Origin of the sequence: Teredinibacter purpureus, assembly GCF_014217335.1 — a bacterium.
GTDB lineage: Bacteria > Pseudomonadota > Gammaproteobacteria > Pseudomonadales > Cellvibrionaceae > Teredinibacter > Teredinibacter purpureus.
The window spans coordinates 4,616,390-4,632,942 of the sequence record NZ_CP060092.1 but is presented as its reverse complement, the minus strand read 5'-3'; the positions used below and the strand labels follow the sequence as shown (position 1 = coordinate 4,632,942).

The following is a 16,553-nucleotide window of genomic DNA, read 5'->3' as shown; positions in this document are numbered from 1 at the left end:
TAAGAGCCGGTGAGCTGCTGAATACGTATGACCGTAGAGGTGTAACCTTGGCTTGCGGTATTGGCCATTTAACCGTAGCCGTCCCGAAGCCTTAACCGCTATAAAATATGGTCAATAAGTTTCGTTCGTTTAACTGCGCTTTAGCAGTAGAATATCGGGCAGGTTTAGTCTAATCCCTTGGGGGGAATTAAATTAATGAATCAAGAACCCTTATCCATTCTCTATTTGATTGGAAACGCGAGCCTATTGGTGCAGATCGTGATGCTGATCTTACTCGCAGCCTCTATGGTCTCGTGGGTGATGATCGTGCAACGCGGAATATATCAAACCAAAGCCAGTACCGCATTTAAAGCTTTTGAAACACTATTTTGGTCAGGAACCGATTTAACTCAGCTTTATCGGCAGGGGAATAGTGATGCGAATAGAAATACGTTAGAGGGCGTTGAAAATATTTTTAGGGCAGGGTTTAAGGAATTTACTCGACTACGTCAGCAAGGCAGTACCGATCCGGATGCCATTATGGAAGGTACCCAAAGGGCAATGCGCGTAGCGCTGACGCGAGAAGAAGAAAAGCTTGAAAGTAATCTATCCTTCTTGGCTAGTGTTGCCTCTGTTAGCCCTTACATCGGATTGTTCGGTACGGTATGGGGTATTATGAATTCATTTCGCGGTTTGGCTAATGTTCATCAAGCAACTTTAGCAACGGTTGCACCGGGTATTTCAGAGGCGCTGGTAGCCACCGCAATGGGATTGTTTGCGGCCATACCGGCAGTACTAGCGTATAACCGTTTCTCGGCAAATGCGGAACGGTTAACGACGCGTTATGAAACGTTTGCAGAAGAATTTTCATCCATCTTGCACCGTCAAGTGCATGTCAAAACGTCATAGGATTAGCTAATGGCGAATAAGGGTAAACGCAAGCCGATGGCTGACATCAATGTGGTGCCCTACATTGATGTCATGCTCGTGCTGTTGGTGGTGTTTATGGTCACCGCACCTTTGTTAATGCAGGGCGTTAGGGTAGATTTACCTCAAGCACCGTCAACTCCCATGGAAAATAAAGACGATGAACCGCTTATCGTTTCGGTAAAAACTGATGGCACCTACTATTTAAATTTGGGCGTTGAGCAACAGCAGGCAAAGCCACTCACACAAATAACGGAAACCATTGCAAAAGTCTTACGCCAAAAGCCGAATACGCCTGTGTTAGTGTGGGGCGATACACGTGTAGAGTATGGTGTAGTTGTCTCTCTAATGACGGATCTTCAAAAAGCGGGCGCAACATCCGTGGGTTTAGTTACAGACCCTCCGGTAGAGTAATTCAATTGTTACGCTATTATTTAACAACATACTCAGTTCCCCTCACCGTTAGCTTAGCGCTTCACCTAGGCTTGGTGGCTGTTCTAACGCTAGGCTGGGAGCCGCGTTCTCCAGAGCAAAAAACTATTGCTCCGCGCTATATAGAGGCGAAATTAGTTGAATTAAAAACGCAAACAACTAAAAGAGCCACGACCAAAAAAAAACCTAATATTGTAGACCTAACTGCAAAAAAATTAGAGCAAGACCGACAAAAAAGACTAGCGGAAAAGCAGCGTCTTAAGGCCTTGATAGACAAAAAAAATGCAGATGACCTTGCTGCGGCACAAAAAAAAGCCTTGCAAGAACAGGCGCTTCTCGATGCGCAGCGTGATCAGGCATTGCTGGAGAAAGAGAGGCTGGAACAGTTGCAGCAAGAGTTTGATGATGCGTTATTAGAGGAAGAGGGGCTGCTGCTAGAAGAGGAATATACTTCAGAAGCTCAAAGTTATGCAGACCTTATTCGTAGGCGTATTGAGCAAAATTGGAGCCGCCCACCTTCCGCACGTAATGGCATGCGGTGTGAGCTAACCATCGATATGGTACCCAACGGTCAAATTATCGATGTTAATATTAAAACCAGTAGCGGTGATGCCGTATTCGATCGTTCGGCAGTCGCAGCGGTCAAGAAGGTAGGGGCATTTCCCGAAGTTAAAAACATTCCCATTGCCGTTTTCGAGCGTCACTTTAGGCAATTCAGTTTAGGCTTTCAGCCAGAGGACTTGAGACAATGATTACAAAAATAGCGCTGCTGATACTTGCGCTAGGTGCAAGCGTTTGTACGCGTGCAGAGTTACTGATCGAAATTACCCATGGTATGGATAACCCAACACCTATTGCCGTTGTGCCCTTTGGCGGGAGCCAAGGGCTTCCTGACGATATATCGGCAATAGTAACGGCCGATCTCAAACGTAGTGGTTTATTTCGGCCTATTCCTCAGGGAGATATGTTATCGACCCCGCGGCGCGAAGAGGACGTTTATTACCGTGACTGGCGCATTCTTGGTGCCGAGTTTCTCGTGATAGGGCAGCTGCAGGTGGGCACGCCCTCTTCTGATTTGACGAAGCTCAATTCAGGCTCGTTCATGCTTGAATACGCCTTGTACGACGTTATTGCTCAGCGTAATATTTTTAAAGATTCTGTTATCGTGGGCGCTTCCGGGCTGAGGGACCTTGCGCATCACGTCAGCGATAAAGTGTACGAAGCGGTCACCGGCATTCGAGGCGCTTTCGCTACGAAAATTTTGTATATCGAAGACTTAAATACGCCAGGAGCTGGCCGTTATCGCTTAGTGACAGCGGATGCTGATGGTGCGCGCGAAAAAATATTGTTTTCATCAAGCGAGCCTTTGTTGTCTCCCGCATGGTCACATGATTTATCGCAAGTGGCTTATGTTTCCTACGAAACATCCCGGCCGGCAATTTTCCGCCAAAATTTGCTCACGGGGGTTCGAGAACAGTTAACGAATTTTCAAGGGTTGAATGGTGCGCCTTCGTGGTCGCCAGACGGCAAACACCTTGCACTCGTGTTGTCGAAAGATGGTAACCCAGAAATTTACACGTTAGAGCTTTCAACGCGACGCTTAACGCGTGTGACACGTCATTTTGCGATTGATACAGAGCCGAACTGGACAGCCGACGGTAAGGGCTTAATCTTTACTTCGAATCGTGGAGGTAACCCACAAATCTATCAAATTGGGCTTGAAAGCGGTAGCCGAGAACGCTTAACCTTTGAGGGTGATTACAACGCTAGACCGCGAGTGTCGCCAGATGGTAAAAGTCTTGTAATGGTTCATCGTTATAAAGGCGTGTTTCATATTGCTTGGCAAGATATTGCATCAGGCGATATGCGTATTCTTACCGAAACCTGGCTTGACGAATCGCCAAGCATAGCGCCTAATGGCGCGATGTTGTTGTATGCTACGCAGCATAACAATAAGGGTGTACTTGCTGCTGTGTCGATGGATGCAGGGGTAAAATTTAGATTACCCTCTAAACAAGGTGATGTCCGGGAGCCTGCGTGGTCTCCTTTTGTCGCCGAGTAAGAGAGGGGGAAACGGGGTTGCTACGCTTTACTAACACTTGGGAGTGATAAAAAATGACTAACACTTTAAAAACATTATTAACTTTGGCTGCGGTATTAAGTTTGTTGGCCGGTTGTACTAACACAAGTTCATCATCCGACAATGATGACAACGTTGTGGCAACTCCAGAGCCCACAATGGAGCCTGTCATTGAAGTTGATCCGTACGAAGCCCTTGAGGGTTTATCGACTGTATTCTACTTTGACTTTGATCAGTCGATCCTTAAAGCTGAAGCCCGTGCTGCTTTAATGATCTACGCCGAAGTGCTTGGTGATGCACCTAAGTCCATTCGATTAGAAGGGCATGCTGATGAGCGCGGAACCCGTGAATACAACATGGCTTTAGGTGAGCAGCGTGCAAATGCCGTTCGTGATTTCTTGGTTCTTCAAGGCGTTGACGCCTCTATCATTGAAACCGTTAGCTATGGTGAAGAAAGCCCTGTAGCGCTTGGTGGAAGCGAAGGATCTTGGTCTCAAAATCGTCGCGTACAAATTAAGCTGTAAACTATTTAACTACGGTTAACCTATGGTTTTAAAAAATCTGCTAGCTGCCATCTTCTTGATGGCGGCTTTTTGTGTTTCTGCTCAGGTAGAAGTCATTGACCGGTCTCCTGTTAGCGGTGAGCAAACACCTCCGCCCCCCATCGTGCAGCCTTCTTCTGCTCAGAATGCGGGCGAACTTTATTATCAGCTGCAGTTGTTGCAACAAGAAGTTCTTCAGCTTCGAGGGCTTGTTGAACAGCAAACTCACGAAGTGAAGCGTTTAAAGCAGCAGCGTTTGGATGACTATCTTGATCTCGATCGACGTTTAAGTGCGTTGGGGCAGGGGAACGCTGGTACGGCGGTTACCGAAGCCTCGCAACCCGCCGTTAGTTCCAGCGTGACGAGCACGGCACCTGAAGATGAGATACGCCACTATCGTGCGGCAATTGATCTCGTCTTAAAAAAACAGCAATACGATCAGGCTGTGGTTGCGCTAAAAGAGCATTTAACGGTTTTCCCTCGTGGTCGTTATGCCGCGAATGCGATTTATTGGTTGGGCGAAATTTATTTGCTTAAAAATGATTTAGAGTCGTCGCGGCAATGGTTTGCTCAGCTCCTTGCGGAGTACCCTGCTCATCGTAAAGCGCCTGACGGGAAGTTTAAATTGGGTAAGGTTTACCATCTAATGGGAGACGAAGCTCAAGCTAAAACGTTGCTTAATGAGGTGGCGGCGTCTAGTTCTGATGCCGCTCGCTTAGCGAAACGCTACCTTCGAGAGCATTTTAACTCTTAATTTGATGCCGCCGTATTCAGCTATGCTCGCTGTTTATGGCGGTTTTCGTTAGAATCCCGCCCCTTGATGTTAGAGCCGAGTCGTCAATGAGCGAGCACAGTCTTCGAATTACCGAAATTTTCTATTCCTTGCAGGGAGAAGCCCAATCCGTTGGTTTGCCTACGGTATTCGTGCGCCTCACTGGTTGTCCTCTACGTTGCGGATATTGTGATTCCGAATACGCGTTCTATGGTGGCGAGCGAAAAACGCTCACGCAGATTCAGCATGCAGTATCCGAATTTAAGCCTCGATATATTTGTGTAACGGGCGGCGAGCCTTTAGCGCAACCGGCTTGTCTGCCGCTGCTCACAGTGCTGTGTGACGCCGGTTACACGGTTTCATTGGAAACGAGTGGCGCGATGGATGTTTCTGCGGTGGACTCACGCGTAAGTATTGTGATGGATTTAAAGACGCCAGATTCTCTTGAAGTGGATAAAAATCGCTATGACAACATTGCGCTATTGTCCCAAAAAGATCAGGTCAAGTTTGTGATCTGCAGTCAAAAAGACTATGACTGGGCGGTGTTTAAGCTGGATGAGTATCATCTGGATGAACGTGTGGGCGAGGTCTTATTTTCACCCAGTTTCGAGCAATTAGCGCCAGCACAGCTCGCCAAGTGGATATTGCGCGATCATTTGAATGTTCGTTTTCAGATGCAGTTACATAAACAATTATGGGGGGAGACGCCCGGTGTGTAAAAAAGCGGTCGTTTTGGTTTCCGGAGGGTTGGATTCAACCACCGTTTTGGCTATGGCCAAAAATAAAGGGTACGAGTGTTATACCATCTGTTTTGATTACGGGCAGCGTCACCGTGCCGAGCTGTATGCCGCTCAGCGGGCGTCTAAGGCTCTAGGTGCCACTGAGCACAAAGTTATTACGCTAGACCTTCGTGCTATAGGCGGATCGGCTCTGACGGACGACAGTATCGATGTGCCCGAATCTGAAACAACCGGCATTCCCGTAACCTACGTGCCTGCACGCAATACTATTTTCCTATCGATAGCGCTAGGTTGGGCGGAAGTGCTTGAAGCCGAGGCTATTTTTATTGGCGTAAACTCCGTTGATTACTCGGGGTACCCAGACTGTCGGCCGGATTATATTTGTGCTTTTCAGCGCATGGCGGAGTTGGCAACGAAAGCGGGTGTCGAGGGTAGCCCCGTTAAAATTGAAACGCCACTAATAGAATTGTCGAAAGCCGATATTATTGGTCATGGTCATGCGTTGAATGTGGACTACGCTTTAACTGTAAGTTGTTATCAAGCTGATGACGCTGGCAGAGCATGTGGTAGATGCGATAGCTGTCGGTTGCGTCGGAAGGGGTTTTTGGACGCAGGTGTACAAGATTCAACCCTTTATCAGCCCGAGTAGCCGCTGTTCTAAAGAATCATGAAATAAAACGAAGAAAGCGCTTGAGTTTTAAATTCAAATCATTACTATATGCGCCTCTTTCGGGGGTCATCTAAAACACGTGTTTAGGCCTCGGATACCAGTTTTTTGAGCTTTTAGGGTCGTTAGCTCAGTCGGTAGAGCAGTTGGCTTTTAACCAATTGGTCGCGCGTTCGAATCGCGCACGACCCACCATACGCCGATAAAGGGGACATTATATGTCCCCTTTTTTCGTTTTTGTTTACGGCATTGCCATTCGGCACTTTTTCATCGGCTATCGCTCAATGGATTTCAACCGCTAAACCGCGTAGCCTGAAAATACAGACACACTTTCTTTAAGCGTAGAACTCTAGCCATGCCTACCGATATTGAACAAAATCTCTCTCCTGAAATGCTAGTTAAACATCACCTTGATGAAGCCCTAGCCGTAGACCACACATCTCCAGTGAACAGTGACCAGCTCGTCGCACAGATATCTGAGCTGATTGTCAGAGAGAAGGCTGTGCTAGTTGCTCATTACTATTGTTCGCCCGACATTCAGGCTTTGGCCGAAGCGACGGGTGGTTGCGTTGCCGATTCGTTAGAAATGGCGCGCTTCGGTAAAAATCATGCTGCGCAAACATTGATAGTCGCTGGCGTGAAGTTTATGGGGGAGACGGCGAAGATATTGTCGCCAGAGAAACGGGTGTATATGCCCACGCTGGAAGCTACGTGCTCGCTGGATTTGGGTTGCCCTATCGATACGTTTTCAGCGTTCTGCGATGCACATCCGGATCGCACCGTTGTAGTCTATGCCAACACGTCAGCGGCCGTTAAAGCGCGTGCCGATTGGGTGGTAACGTCCAGTATTGCGGTGGATGTCGTGGATTACCTCGATAGGCAAGGCAAAAAAATACTATGGGCTCCTGATAAGTATTTGGGGGGGTATGTCGCGGAGAAGACCGGTGCCGATGTACTTCTGTGGAATGGCGCTTGTATTGTGCATGAAGAGTTTAAAGCGCGTGGTATTGAAGATTTAAAAAAGCTTTACCCTGATGCCGCGGTTCTCGTCCACCCAGAGTCGCCTAAGCCGGTTGTGGATCTAGCCGATGCCGTAGGGTCCACTAGCCAGTTGATTGAGGCGACGCGACGCCTACCTAACCCATCATTCATTGTTGCGACGGATCAGGGAATCTTTTACAAAATGCAGCAGGCGTGTCCGGATAAGTTGTTATTGGTCGCGCCGACCGCTGGCACCGGAGCGACGTGTCGCAGTTGTGCAAGTTGTCCTTGGATGGCAATGAATGAACTCCAGAACTTAGCTGAGCTTCTGCTGAATCTCGACGGTGGTCGCGGCGAGGGTTGCGAAGTGCATGTTACGCCATCATTAGCGAAGAAAGCGATGATCCCGCTGCAGCGTATGCTGAATTTTACGGCCTCCAAATAGCGTTTAATCGATACAGCCATTCATTGATGTTGTGGTTATGTCGCGTGGTTGGTTTTTCTTCGTGCATGCCTCTTGTTAGGGAGAGTGGGGTGTGTGCGTGTTTCGGCAAATATTAGGATGAATATTTTGGTGTCCAGCGATTTTTTGGGCGATTATTGTTTTTTCATCCTAAAAGTGTCTTGATATTAGGATAGATGTTGATGCTGGGAGGTTTAGTCTCTACACTTTCCTAATCAATCACTCGCAGGGAGGTAACGTTGCATGACGACTCAACACCACCAGCATCACACGTCTATCCGTGCTCAGCGAGCATTCTTGTTGCGTCCCTTCATATCTTGATGGCATCGCGGTAGCCCTGCCCTAAAGGGCGTTAGCGTAAAACCATCTCTATTGCATCTCGATTTTAACCGAACTTTTGTAAATATTAATGACATACCATTTCTGATTATCTTAGGAGTGGTCGACCGCTTTGTTGGTGATCCCGGCAGGCACTAGGAGAAGAGAATGACCAAAGAAAAACTTGTTATTTTTGATACGACACTACGTGATGGTGAGCAGAGCCCCGGTGCGAGCATGACGCGGGAAGAAAAAGTTCGCATCGCTAAAATGCTCGAAAAAATGAGAGTTGATGTTATCGAAGCGGGATTTGCGATTGCAAGCCAAGGTGATTTTGAGGCGGTGAGAGCGGTTGCTAACGCCGTTAAAGACTCAACTATCTGTAGCCTAGCCCGAGCGGTTGATGGCGATATAGACCGTGCCGCTGAAGCACTTAAAGGCGCTAACTCTTCGCGTATTCATACGTTTATCGCGACGTCGCCTATCCACATGAAATACAAACTGAAAATGACACCAGAGCGAGTATTAGAGCAAGCTATTCACTCCGTAAAGCGCGCTCGAAACTATACCGACAACGTCGAATTTTCATTGGAAGACGGCAGTCGTTCAGAGTTTGAATTTATGTGCAGAATTACTGAAGCGGCAATTGCGGCGGGTGCAACGACCATTAATGTGCCCGATACCGTCGGTTACGGTGAGCCCAGTGAATATGGGGCAATGTTTAAGCGGCTAATCGAAAATGTACCGAATTCAGACAAAGCGATATTTTCGACACATTGCCATAATGACCTCGGGCTAGCGGTAGCGAATTCGCTATCGGCGGTGATGAATGGTGTGCGTCAAGTGGAATGTACAATCAATGGCCTTGGTGAGCGAGCGGGCAATTCTTCCCTAGAGGAAATTGTGATGGCCGTTCGCACACGGAAGGACCTATACCCTGTTGAGACGTGCATTGACGCTAAGCACATCGTGCCTACTTCGCGACTCGTATCTTCTGTTACGGGGTTCCCTGTGCAGCCGAATAAAGCCATTGTTGGGGCTAACGCGTTTGCGCATGAATCGGGCATACATCAAGACGGTGTTCTAAAGCATCGTGAAACGTATGAAATTATGCGTGCCGAATCGGTTGGTTGGAACACTAACAAAATAATACTAGGCAAGCATTCTGGGCGGGCGGCGGTTAAAGCACGCTTTGAAGCGCTTGGTATTGTTTTTGAAAGCCAGGACGACCTTAATCAAGCCTTTGCGCGGTTTAAAGATCTCGCTGATAAAAAACATGAAATCTTCGATGAAGACCTTCATGCGCTTGTCTCAGCGAAAGGCAGCGAGGCTATGGAGGAGAGTTATCTGCTCGTCGACATGGAGGTTTGCTCTAAAACAGGATCGAAGCCGCTTGCTAGACTAACTCTCCAAGTTAAAGGAGAAGATCATGTTGCAGAATCTGAAGGTGGCGGCCCTGTCGATGCCGCGTACAAAGCGATTGAGAGTGTGGTGAATAGTCACGCAGACCTTCACCTTTATTCGGTGAATGCGATAACGCAAGGCACCGATTCCCAAGGTGAAGTGACCGTGCGTTTAGAGCGTGATGGGTATATTGTAAATGGGATAGGCTCCGATACAGACATCGTTGTGGCGTCAGTGAAGGCTTACTTACATGCTCTGAACCTTCTTGTTTCGAGCCAAAAGCGTTCCCACCCGCAGCGCGATGGCGTATAAAAAGTGCGCGTAGACGTTTGTGAAAGTTGGTGTAACAGGTACACTGCCGGCCATGAATGAACGTCAACGTATGCAGTACATGGAAGCCGCCGGTATCGATATGTTTGTACCGCGTTTTGCGTTATCGCAAGCGCGGCCGTCGGTAACGTGTGCATTACCTGATGAGCCTATCGATGCAAGTCCTTCACCCCCTGCGCAGGGAGCGCCCGCATTACGCGCTATTGATGCGCGAAACGATAGAAACGATAGTAGCAAAGGGCCGTCCATAGTTGCGCTTGGCGACATATTACAGACATCTGAGGTGGCGAGCGCAATCGTTCAATCGGGTGTTGATATCAATGACAACCCATCCTCGTCGGCAATTGAGCCAGCGGTGGAACCAATACTCGATCCCGATGCCCAATTTTCACTCTCTATATGGCGGGTAAGTGATAGCCTGCTTGCTGTTGATGCTCGACAAGTGGGCGCTGCACTTCCGACAGAAGCGCTTTTGTCGAATATTTTAAGGGCTTGTGCGCAAGGTTCTGGCTATTTACCCGCGTCGGATACGCTATCTTGGCCAATGGTCGATTTGCCGGGTAAACCTAAAGATTGGGCTGCAGCGAGAGAGATGGTGGCAACCTTTCTGGAAGGGAAGCTGCTGGTAAAGCCCGTAACTACGATGTTACTTTTTGGTGAGGAAAGCTTCCGTGCAATAGCGGATGAGGCCTTGAGTGCCGACGCTTGTCGAAACTTACGTTTCGAGTGTGTGGATATCGATGCATTTGCAGCACAAGCGCTCGTTTTTCCGAGTATTGCAGAGATACTGCATGACCCAAGCCAGAAAAAAACGGTATGGCAGTGTTTGCTGCGACATGGAATTGCTCAGCGTTAGAGGTGTCATTTGAGTCTTGAGATAAGAAACAGTATTAATCGTAATTTTAACCTCGAAGAGGGCAGTGCGTGTGTTTTACGTAATTACGACGAAGCCGATTTAGGCGGTATATTAGCGCTTGAAAAGCGTGCTAACCCTTACCCTTGGAGTGAGCGAAACTTTCGTGACTCAACGGCAAACAACCATATTTGCGTTGGTGTCCAGCAAAATGGTATGTGGATTGGACAGGCGGTATTCTCGATAGCGTCGGGCGATGCGGAATTACTTATTATTTCTGTCGACCCGGTATGGCAAGGCAAAGGCGTCGCGGGCAAACTTATCGAGCTAATGGTGGAAATACTCGAAGATTTCGCGGCTGAGCTTTTTCTTGAAGTGCGGGCGTCGAATATCCGTGCTATTAGCATGTACGACAAATGCGGGTTTAATTGCTTAGGCGTACGCCCCGGCTACTACCCCTCCGAAAACGGTCGAGAAGATGCTCATATTTACGGAAAATCCTTACGCATAGGCTAGTTTTCCTTCCCCGCCCTCATTTCAAACTCTCTCTTACGTGTAAGCACGGCTTCAGGCATAATCGCCCCCTTATTTTTTAATCAGCCGTCTTAATACTATGAGCCTTTTACCAGAAATCGATAAGCGCCGTACTTTCGCGATTATCTCTCACCCCGATCTATCCCTCAAAGTTACTGACTGACAGTTAGAGACAGAAAACCCTTAATTCCCCGATTTTATTGGATATTCCTCCCGTATGTACGATAATGGAAGTCACTAAAAGACAGGCTGAGCCTTCCCTGTTGCGTACATATTAGCGTACATAATTTGAATTTTTAAGGCTCTTAAAAAATATGTACGCAAGGATGTTGAGAGGTAGATTATGTCTCTATCAAATGCTTGGCTCAAAGCAAATTTAGGTAGGAAGCGCGAGAAAGTAGAAGAGTTTAAAGACCGCGATAATATGGGTATTCGGGTGTCTCCTCTCGGCAAGATAACCTTTCAAATGCGCTATCGCTATGACAATAAACATTGCCGCCTTGATCTTGGTTCCTATCCTAAAATATCTCTCAAAGAGGCGAGGAATGAAAATGACCGGCTGCGAAAGGAGCTTGAGCAAGGGCATAATCCAAAAATCGTTAGGAAGCTCGAAAAGCAGGCGATCATCAATGCGGGCTCATTAGAATCTATTTTTCGACAGTGGTATGAAAGCTACTGTGAGAAGAATAAGAAAATGCATCACGAGATAAAACGCAGTTTTGAATTATATGTTCTGCCTGTTATTGGTGATTTACCTGTCGAGAAAATAACCCTTCACCAGTGGCTTGCGATCTTGGAAGAGCATGCTGAAAAGCGCCCTTCCATTGCTGACCGTATCTTAACCAACGGTAAGCAAATGCTTAAATGGGCGGTGAGGCGTAAACTTATTCCTGAGAGTGTCTTAACAGGTATCAATGCTAGGGAGGATTTGCAGCTTAAAAAAGGTGTAGGGGACAGGTCGTTATCTGATGATGAAATTAAATATGTCTGGTTGGCAATTAATGAGTCCCGTATGTCTACTAAAAACAAGCTGTATTTAAAGCTCTGTTTAGTATTTGGCTGCCGGAACGGAGAGTTAAGATTAAGCCGTAAAGATCATTTTGATTTTAAAAATATGATCTGGATGGTGCCACCAGAAAACCACAAGCTCGGAAAAGCTTCCGGCAAGCCCTTATCACGTCCAATCATTCCAGAGGTGAAGGAACTCATTGAGGAAGCTATAGCGCTGAGCGGTAAAGGGGATTACCTGTTCAACAATAATGGCACGAATGAACCTATGGGTGTTGGTGCGCCAGTGCAGCTTCCGTATAACATCATGCAATGGCTGCGTAAGAACAAGGCTTATGATATACCGCATTGGTCTGTTCATGACTTACGAAAAACGGCTCGCACCAATTTTTCATCCCTGACAGAGCCGCATATCGCTGAAATTATGCTCGGGCATAAATTACCTGGTTCTTGGAGGGTATATGATCATTATGAGTACCTGCCAGAACAGGAGCAGGCTTATAAGGCATGGTGGATGAGGCTGAAAGGGTTAGTAGAGCTTTAACGGATTACCGTCTTTTTATTTTCCTAAAGCTGTAAACCCCAGTATGTTTCAAGCTGGTAGTCGGTAGTAGTAAATTTCTAGTCAAACTGTTTTTGGCTGAGAGTGTGTTGTTGTTTTTTCAATTTCCCGTTCTTCCCAGTCCGTTACTTCCTGTGCATCCCAAAGGTTACAAGATCCAGAATGTTTCATGCAGGCAGGGGGGAAAGGGTTGATCTCGTGTTTCATGCGTCTGAAAATTGTTCGTGATGAACAACGGTAGCGGTCGCAAAGCTCGTGGGTTGATATGTCTGTTCTCATAACATTGATCCTGATCTTGGATATGACCATGATTCTAAATTCTTATTTGGATTGTATGGCTAAAAAGGGTTCATGCAGTGGGGACGCTTTACTCCCCAAGCCAAAATTGTTGAACCTCGGTGAGGGGAGTAGGCGGCAATCAAATCAATCGATATTACGATTTAGAACTCCGGCGGCATCCATGTCACGGCACTGCCATTGTCGCTGTCAGGCGTACTGCTAAACCATTCATGCATACTTTCGACCACCGCTGATTTTTTCATATCACCGTACATTGCTGCCCAGTCTTTGTGGCGCAGCGGTGTAAATGTCGCTAGTAGCAGGGGTTTGCTCAAGCGAGACAGGTAGTTGTCCTTGGTGGGTCGCCAGTAGTCGGCAAAATCAACCGATAACATATCCACCAACGCATCTTGGGTCGTGTTAGCACCTCGAACCCCAATTTGTAATGATTGAGCAACACAGTACGTCACCAGCTTGTCTTTCATTTTTTGGGGAAGGGCACGAAAGGCCGTGAAACGCTCACCGTCATCCTCAATGGCCACCCACTGGGTATCCAGTTTCGATTCAGCGGCTTGCAAGGCATTCGAGGCGGTAGGGCTGTCGGTTTCCTCCCTGCTGCTTTCTGAGCAGGCCCGATTAAAGGACGCATCCATTAGATCGTCCAACCGCCGGTATGCCCCTGAGAGAATCTGTTGGCATAAGCTGTAGTAAAGAATATCCGTAGCTGCTGTAGCGTCAGCCAGCAATGCGGCCTTCACTGCTTGCTGTCGATAACGGCCTAAATCCGTGCGAAGTGCTTGAGAAATCGTTGTGTCTTGTGTCTCTTGAGCAAGTTCTTGTCCATCGCTAGGATGCCCCTCGCCATCATTATTTTTGCTGTTAGGTTGTGGAATGTCCTTCTTGCGCGCCACCCCTTGGGTCAGGGTTAATTTACCGTCTCGATCAAAGCCCACGATACAGCCGCTGTAAGCTTTTTGCTCGTCGGAGAAGGTAAGATATTGATTGTCTCGCTCTCGTTCCAGTGCCTCCTGCTTTTCAACTAAAGCATCATATTGTGTGTCCAAATCTTCCGGCCAGTCGGCTTTGTAGTGGCACACTGAATCTGGCCACCTATTTAGAGGTGATATTATAATCGCCCTTAACGAAGGTCGCATCATGCCAAAACATTTTAAACCCGCATTCAGACAGGAAGTTGCAGAACTGGTTCTTGATCAAGGATATTCCATCCGAGAAGCCGCTGAGGCGATGGGTGTTGGTAAGTCCACCGTTGATAAGTGGTCACGTTCATTAAACAACGAACGCCAAGGAGAACCGCCAGAGAGTACCCCAATATCTGAAGAGCAAGTCAAAATTAAAGCGTTGGAGCGAGAAATCCAGCGGCTTAAAACGGAGAAAGAAATTTTAAAAAAGGCTACCGCTCTCTTGATGTCGGACTCAATGAACGATTTGCGTTGATTAAGTCATTGAAAGAGAGCTACCCGATTAACCTGCTTTGCCAGGTCTTTGGTGTTCACCGAAGTAGCTATCGCTATTGGTTTGAAAATTACGGCAAAGTTAACGCCAAAAATATACGTATAGATGCGGAAGTGAAGGAAGCCTACGCATTAAGCGATGGGTCAGCAGGCGCCAGAACGATCGCTACACTGGTCACGCAAGATGGTTATCCGTTGAGCCGTTATCGAGCGGCTAAATCTATGAAGCGCTTGTCGTTTGTGAGTTGTCAGCCAACAACTCACAAATATAAAGTCGCAAAAAAAGAGCACGTAAATGTTAAAAATCATCTAAACCGTGAGTTCAGTCCCGTACGGCCCAATCAAGTTTGGTGTGGTGATGTTACATACCTTTGGGTCGGTGACAAGTGGCAGTACTTAGCGGCGGTTTTGGATTTATATAGCCGCAAAATTGTGGGTTTTTCTTTATCAGATTCACCTGATAGTGAATTAACAAAGCAGGCCTTATCAAATGCTTTTGAGGCTCGTGGCCGGCCAAAGAATTTAATGTTTCACTCGGATCAAGGTTGCCATTACACCAGTTTGTCGTTCAGGCAGTTGATTTGGAAATACCAGATAAAGCAGAGTATGAGTCGCCGTGGAAACTGCTGGGACAATGCACCGATGGAGCGATTCTTCAGAAGTTTGAAGACGGAGAACATGCCTAAAAAAGGTTACATAAATGAGGGTCTGGCTAAGCGATCAGTGATGAATTACATTCACAAATACTACAACGTTGCTCGGCCTCACAGTCATAACTTGGGATTACCGCCAAATAAAAAAGAAGATTTTTACTGGAAAACCTCTAATTGGCTGGCCAGAAAAGGTTGACCACTACACTCACAAGCCCGACAATGTTGATGGTGTTCCCGACAATATTAATCGCGTTATTTAAGTATCTGCTCACTGTCATCCGCCATGCGTAGACGGAATTCAAATCCGGGTAGCCGCTTTATTTGAAAACGAATACCGTAGACTTCGTCGTCATTGCTTAGCAGCTCAGGTTCTTTTGTTAGTTCGACTGGCTTATTGGATTTTTTGCCAATGACCACCACTGTTTCGTAATCTTCCAAATTATCAACATCGATATCCACCTCCACGGTGGTGATATCGCCCTCTTGTTTTACGTTGATAACTTCTGAGCCTAATGTTTCGCCGCTGCTGCCAGTTGTCGCTTTGAGCCAGTCAGTCTTGAGTTCCTCACTAGCGGATAAATAGTGAGGAGTACCCAGTAGTATGGCAATGCCGGTACGCAGTAAAAATTGTTGTATGTTCATGTTAACTCCTCTGTTGATAGTTTATCTTCCGGGTTGTTATTGCCTGGATCGTTATTGGTCAGGGTAATCGGTAGTGGCTGCGTCGCAGAGCCAGTATAAAGACTGACGTGAGGAAAAGGAATTTCAATGCCTTCCCGGTCAAAGGTTTTTTTAATGTCCTCATAGAGACTGTTCTTCAGTTGCAAAAAGTTTTCTCGCTGCGCCCACACTGAAAACTGGATATCGATGGATGAATTACCAAAGCCGCTAAATATGAATAGCGGCGCGGGTTCTTCGAGGCATAAAGGGTTTTTACTGGCCATGTCTGTCAACAGCGTCTTTACCCGGTCTATGTCTTCTTTATAGGCAACGCCAATTTTAAGATCGGCACGACGTATAGGGAATTTGGTTAATGTGGTGACTTCGGTTTTGATCATGGTCTCGTTGGGTATCCGTACAAATAAATTGTCGAACGTGCGCAGCTTGACAGACAATAGATCAATGGAAATCACTTCGCCGGTAGTGTCACCCACGCGAATGATATCGGTAATGGAAAAGGGCCGCTCAATCATCAAAAAGAGTCCGCTGATTAAATTGGAGGCAGAAGTTTGTGAGGCAAAACCAATGGCTACGGTGAAAATACCTGCGGCACCCAGTAATATGCTTAGGTCAAATCCCAATTGTTTGAGTGCAGATATCACCAGCAACCCAAAAATTCCGTAAAATACAGACCTTTTTAGAATTTGTTGCCCATGCGGACTCATGCCTTTGTGAAAGAGTTTCACCAAGGTGGTACTGGCGAGGCGTCCGGCAATATAACCAAATAGCAATAATAGTATTGCGTGGGCGATAGACGGCAAATGAGTCGCCTCCAAGAATTCAATAATGCGTTTAATATCTTCCACAATAGTCTCCTGTAATTATGTATGGGTAAAA

The 16,553-nt window shown here is 47.0% G+C and carries 17 protein-coding genes and 1 tRNA gene; 15 read left to right on the top strand and 3 right to left on the bottom strand.

Translation table 11 applies throughout. The features are described 5' to 3' along the window. Positions 1-195: 195 nt before the first annotated feature. The 14 genes from tolQ to H5647_RS20565 all read left to right on the top strand — a co-directional run bounded on the left by tolQ (position 196) and on the right by H5647_RS20565 (position 12,574). Entirely contained in the window at positions 196-888 is a 693-nt protein-coding gene (gene tolQ, locus H5647_RS20630; protein ID WP_045860872.1) for a protein TolQ, read from the top strand. Positions 889-897: 9 nt separating this feature from the next. Beyond that, complete coding sequence (gene tolR, locus H5647_RS20625; RefSeq protein ID WP_045860871.1) at positions 898-1,320, top strand: protein TolR; 423 nt, start codon at positions 898-900, stop codon at positions 1,318-1,320. A gap of 5 nt (positions 1,321-1,325) precedes the next feature. After that, complete coding sequence (tolA, locus tag H5647_RS20620; RefSeq protein WP_045860870.1) at positions 1,326-2,090, top strand: cell envelope integrity protein TolA; 765 nt, start codon at positions 1,326-1,328, stop codon at positions 2,088-2,090. Next, on the top strand, positions 2,087-3,400 hold the full coding sequence (tolB, locus tag H5647_RS20615) for a Tol-Pal system beta propeller repeat protein TolB (protein WP_045860869.1): 1,314 nt from the start codon (positions 2,087-2,089) through the stop codon (positions 3,398-3,400). Before tolA ends, tolB begins: the two co-directional genes overlap by 4 nt. Before the next feature lie 53 nt (positions 3,401-3,453). After that, complete coding sequence (locus H5647_RS20610; protein WP_045860868.1) at positions 3,454-3,942, top strand: OmpA family protein; 489 nt, start codon at positions 3,454-3,456, stop codon at positions 3,940-3,942. 22 nt (positions 3,943-3,964) lie between these two features. Next, positions 3,965-4,714, top strand: a complete 750-nt coding sequence (locus H5647_RS20605) for a YbgF trimerization domain-containing protein (protein ID WP_045860867.1) — start codon at positions 3,965-3,967, stop codon at positions 4,712-4,714. An 86-nt stretch (positions 4,715-4,800) separates the two neighbouring features. After that, entirely contained in the window at positions 4,801-5,451 is a 651-nt protein-coding gene (gene queE / locus H5647_RS20600; protein ID WP_045860866.1) for a 7-carboxy-7-deazaguanine synthase QueE, read from the top strand. Further along, on the top strand, positions 5,444-6,121 hold the full coding sequence (queC, locus tag H5647_RS20595; protein WP_045860865.1) for a 7-cyano-7-deazaguanine synthase QueC: 678 nt from the start codon (positions 5,444-5,446) through the stop codon (positions 6,119-6,121). The genes queE and queC overlap by 8 nt, the downstream gene beginning before the upstream one ends. Positions 6,122-6,258: 137 nt before the next feature. After that, positions 6,259-6,334, top strand: a tRNA-Lys gene (locus H5647_RS20590). Positions 6,335-6,494: 160 nt separating this feature from the next. Then, a complete protein-coding gene (nadA, locus tag H5647_RS20585) occupies positions 6,495-7,565 on the top strand; it encodes a quinolinate synthase NadA (RefSeq protein ID WP_045860864.1) in 1,071 nt (356 codons plus the stop codon). A gap of 504 nt (positions 7,566-8,069) precedes the next feature. Then, a complete protein-coding gene (locus tag H5647_RS20580; RefSeq protein ID WP_045860863.1) occupies positions 8,070-9,617 on the top strand; it encodes a 2-isopropylmalate synthase in 1,548 nt (515 codons plus the stop codon). Positions 9,618-9,669: 52 nt separating this feature from the next. Beyond that, positions 9,670-10,491, top strand: coding sequence for a hypothetical protein (locus H5647_RS20575; protein WP_162926448.1), 822 nt, complete (start codon positions 9,670-9,672; stop codon positions 10,489-10,491). Positions 10,492-10,500: 9 nt separating this feature from the next. After that, positions 10,501-11,004: a ribosomal protein S18-alanine N-acetyltransferase gene (gene rimI / locus H5647_RS20570; RefSeq protein ID WP_052692245.1), complete on the top strand. Its 504-nt coding sequence runs from the start codon at positions 10,501-10,503 to the stop codon at positions 11,002-11,004. Between the two features lie 361 nt (positions 11,005-11,365). Then, the gene (locus H5647_RS20565; protein ID WP_045860861.1) at positions 11,366-12,574 is read left to right on the top strand and encodes a tyrosine-type recombinase/integrase; all 1,209 of its coding nucleotides are present in this window, start codon (positions 11,366-11,368) and stop codon (positions 12,572-12,574) included. Between the two features lie 458 nt (positions 12,575-13,032). Here the strand turns inward: H5647_RS20565 and H5647_RS20560 are convergent, their stop codons facing one another. Next, positions 13,033-13,968: a hypothetical protein gene (locus tag H5647_RS20560; RefSeq protein WP_045860860.1), complete on the bottom strand. Its 936-nt coding sequence runs from the start codon at positions 13,966-13,968 to the stop codon at positions 13,033-13,035. Positions 13,969-14,026: 58 nt separating this feature from the next. Here H5647_RS20560 and H5647_RS20555 point away from each other — a divergent pair. After that, positions 14,027-15,192, top strand: a protein-coding gene (locus H5647_RS20555; protein WP_408034011.1) for an IS3 family transposase whose coding sequence is annotated in 2 segments (ribosomal slippage) — positions 14,027-14,282 and positions 14,282-15,192 — 1,167 coding nt in all. Because the reading frame shifts where the segments join, the coding sequence is not laid out codon by codon here. 56 nt (positions 15,193-15,248) lie between these two features. Here H5647_RS20555 and H5647_RS20550 read toward each other — a convergent pair. Both H5647_RS20550 and H5647_RS20545 read right to left on the bottom strand, forming a co-directional pair. Next, complete coding sequence (locus H5647_RS20550) at positions 15,249-15,638, bottom strand: hypothetical protein (RefSeq protein WP_045860857.1); 390 nt, start codon at positions 15,636-15,638, stop codon at positions 15,249-15,251. Continuing rightward, entirely contained in the window at positions 15,635-16,522 is an 888-nt protein-coding gene (locus tag H5647_RS20545) for a mechanosensitive ion channel family protein (RefSeq protein WP_045860856.1), read from the bottom strand. Before H5647_RS20545 ends, H5647_RS20550 begins: the two co-directional genes overlap by 4 nt. Positions 16,523-16,553 lie beyond the last annotated feature (31 nt).

Bases quoted from the DNA above. Each gene is read 5' to 3' on its own strand.
- nadA (WP_045860864.1), top strand. From the start codon at position 6,495: ATGCCTACCGATATTGAACAAAATCTCTCTCCTGAAATGCTAGTTAAA.
- tolB (WP_045860869.1), top strand. From the start codon at position 2,087: ATGATTACAAAAATAGCGCTGCTGATACTTGCGCTAGGTGCAAGCGTT.
- tolQ (WP_045860872.1), top strand. From the start codon at position 196: ATGAATCAAGAACCCTTATCCATTCTCTATTTGATTGGAAACGCGAGC.
- H5647_RS20580 (WP_045860863.1), top strand. From the start codon at position 8,070: ATGACCAAAGAAAAACTTGTTATTTTTGATACGACACTACGTGATGGT.
- H5647_RS20550 (WP_045860857.1), bottom strand. From the start codon at position 15,638: ATGAACATACAACAATTTTTACTGCGTACCGGCATTGCCATACTACTG.
- H5647_RS20575 (WP_162926448.1), top strand. From the start codon at position 9,670: ATGAATGAACGTCAACGTATGCAGTACATGGAAGCCGCCGGTATCGAT.
- H5647_RS20610 (WP_045860868.1), top strand. From the start codon at position 3,454: ATGACTAACACTTTAAAAACATTATTAACTTTGGCTGCGGTATTAAGT.
- tolR (WP_045860871.1), top strand. From the start codon at position 898: ATGGCGAATAAGGGTAAACGCAAGCCGATGGCTGACATCAATGTGGTG.
- H5647_RS20565 (WP_045860861.1), top strand. From the start codon at position 11,366: ATGTCTCTATCAAATGCTTGGCTCAAAGCAAATTTAGGTAGGAAGCGC.
- queE (WP_045860866.1), top strand. From the start codon at position 4,801: ATGAGCGAGCACAGTCTTCGAATTACCGAAATTTTCTATTCCTTGCAG.
- H5647_RS20605 (WP_045860867.1), top strand. From the start codon at position 3,965: ATGGTTTTAAAAAATCTGCTAGCTGCCATCTTCTTGATGGCGGCTTTT.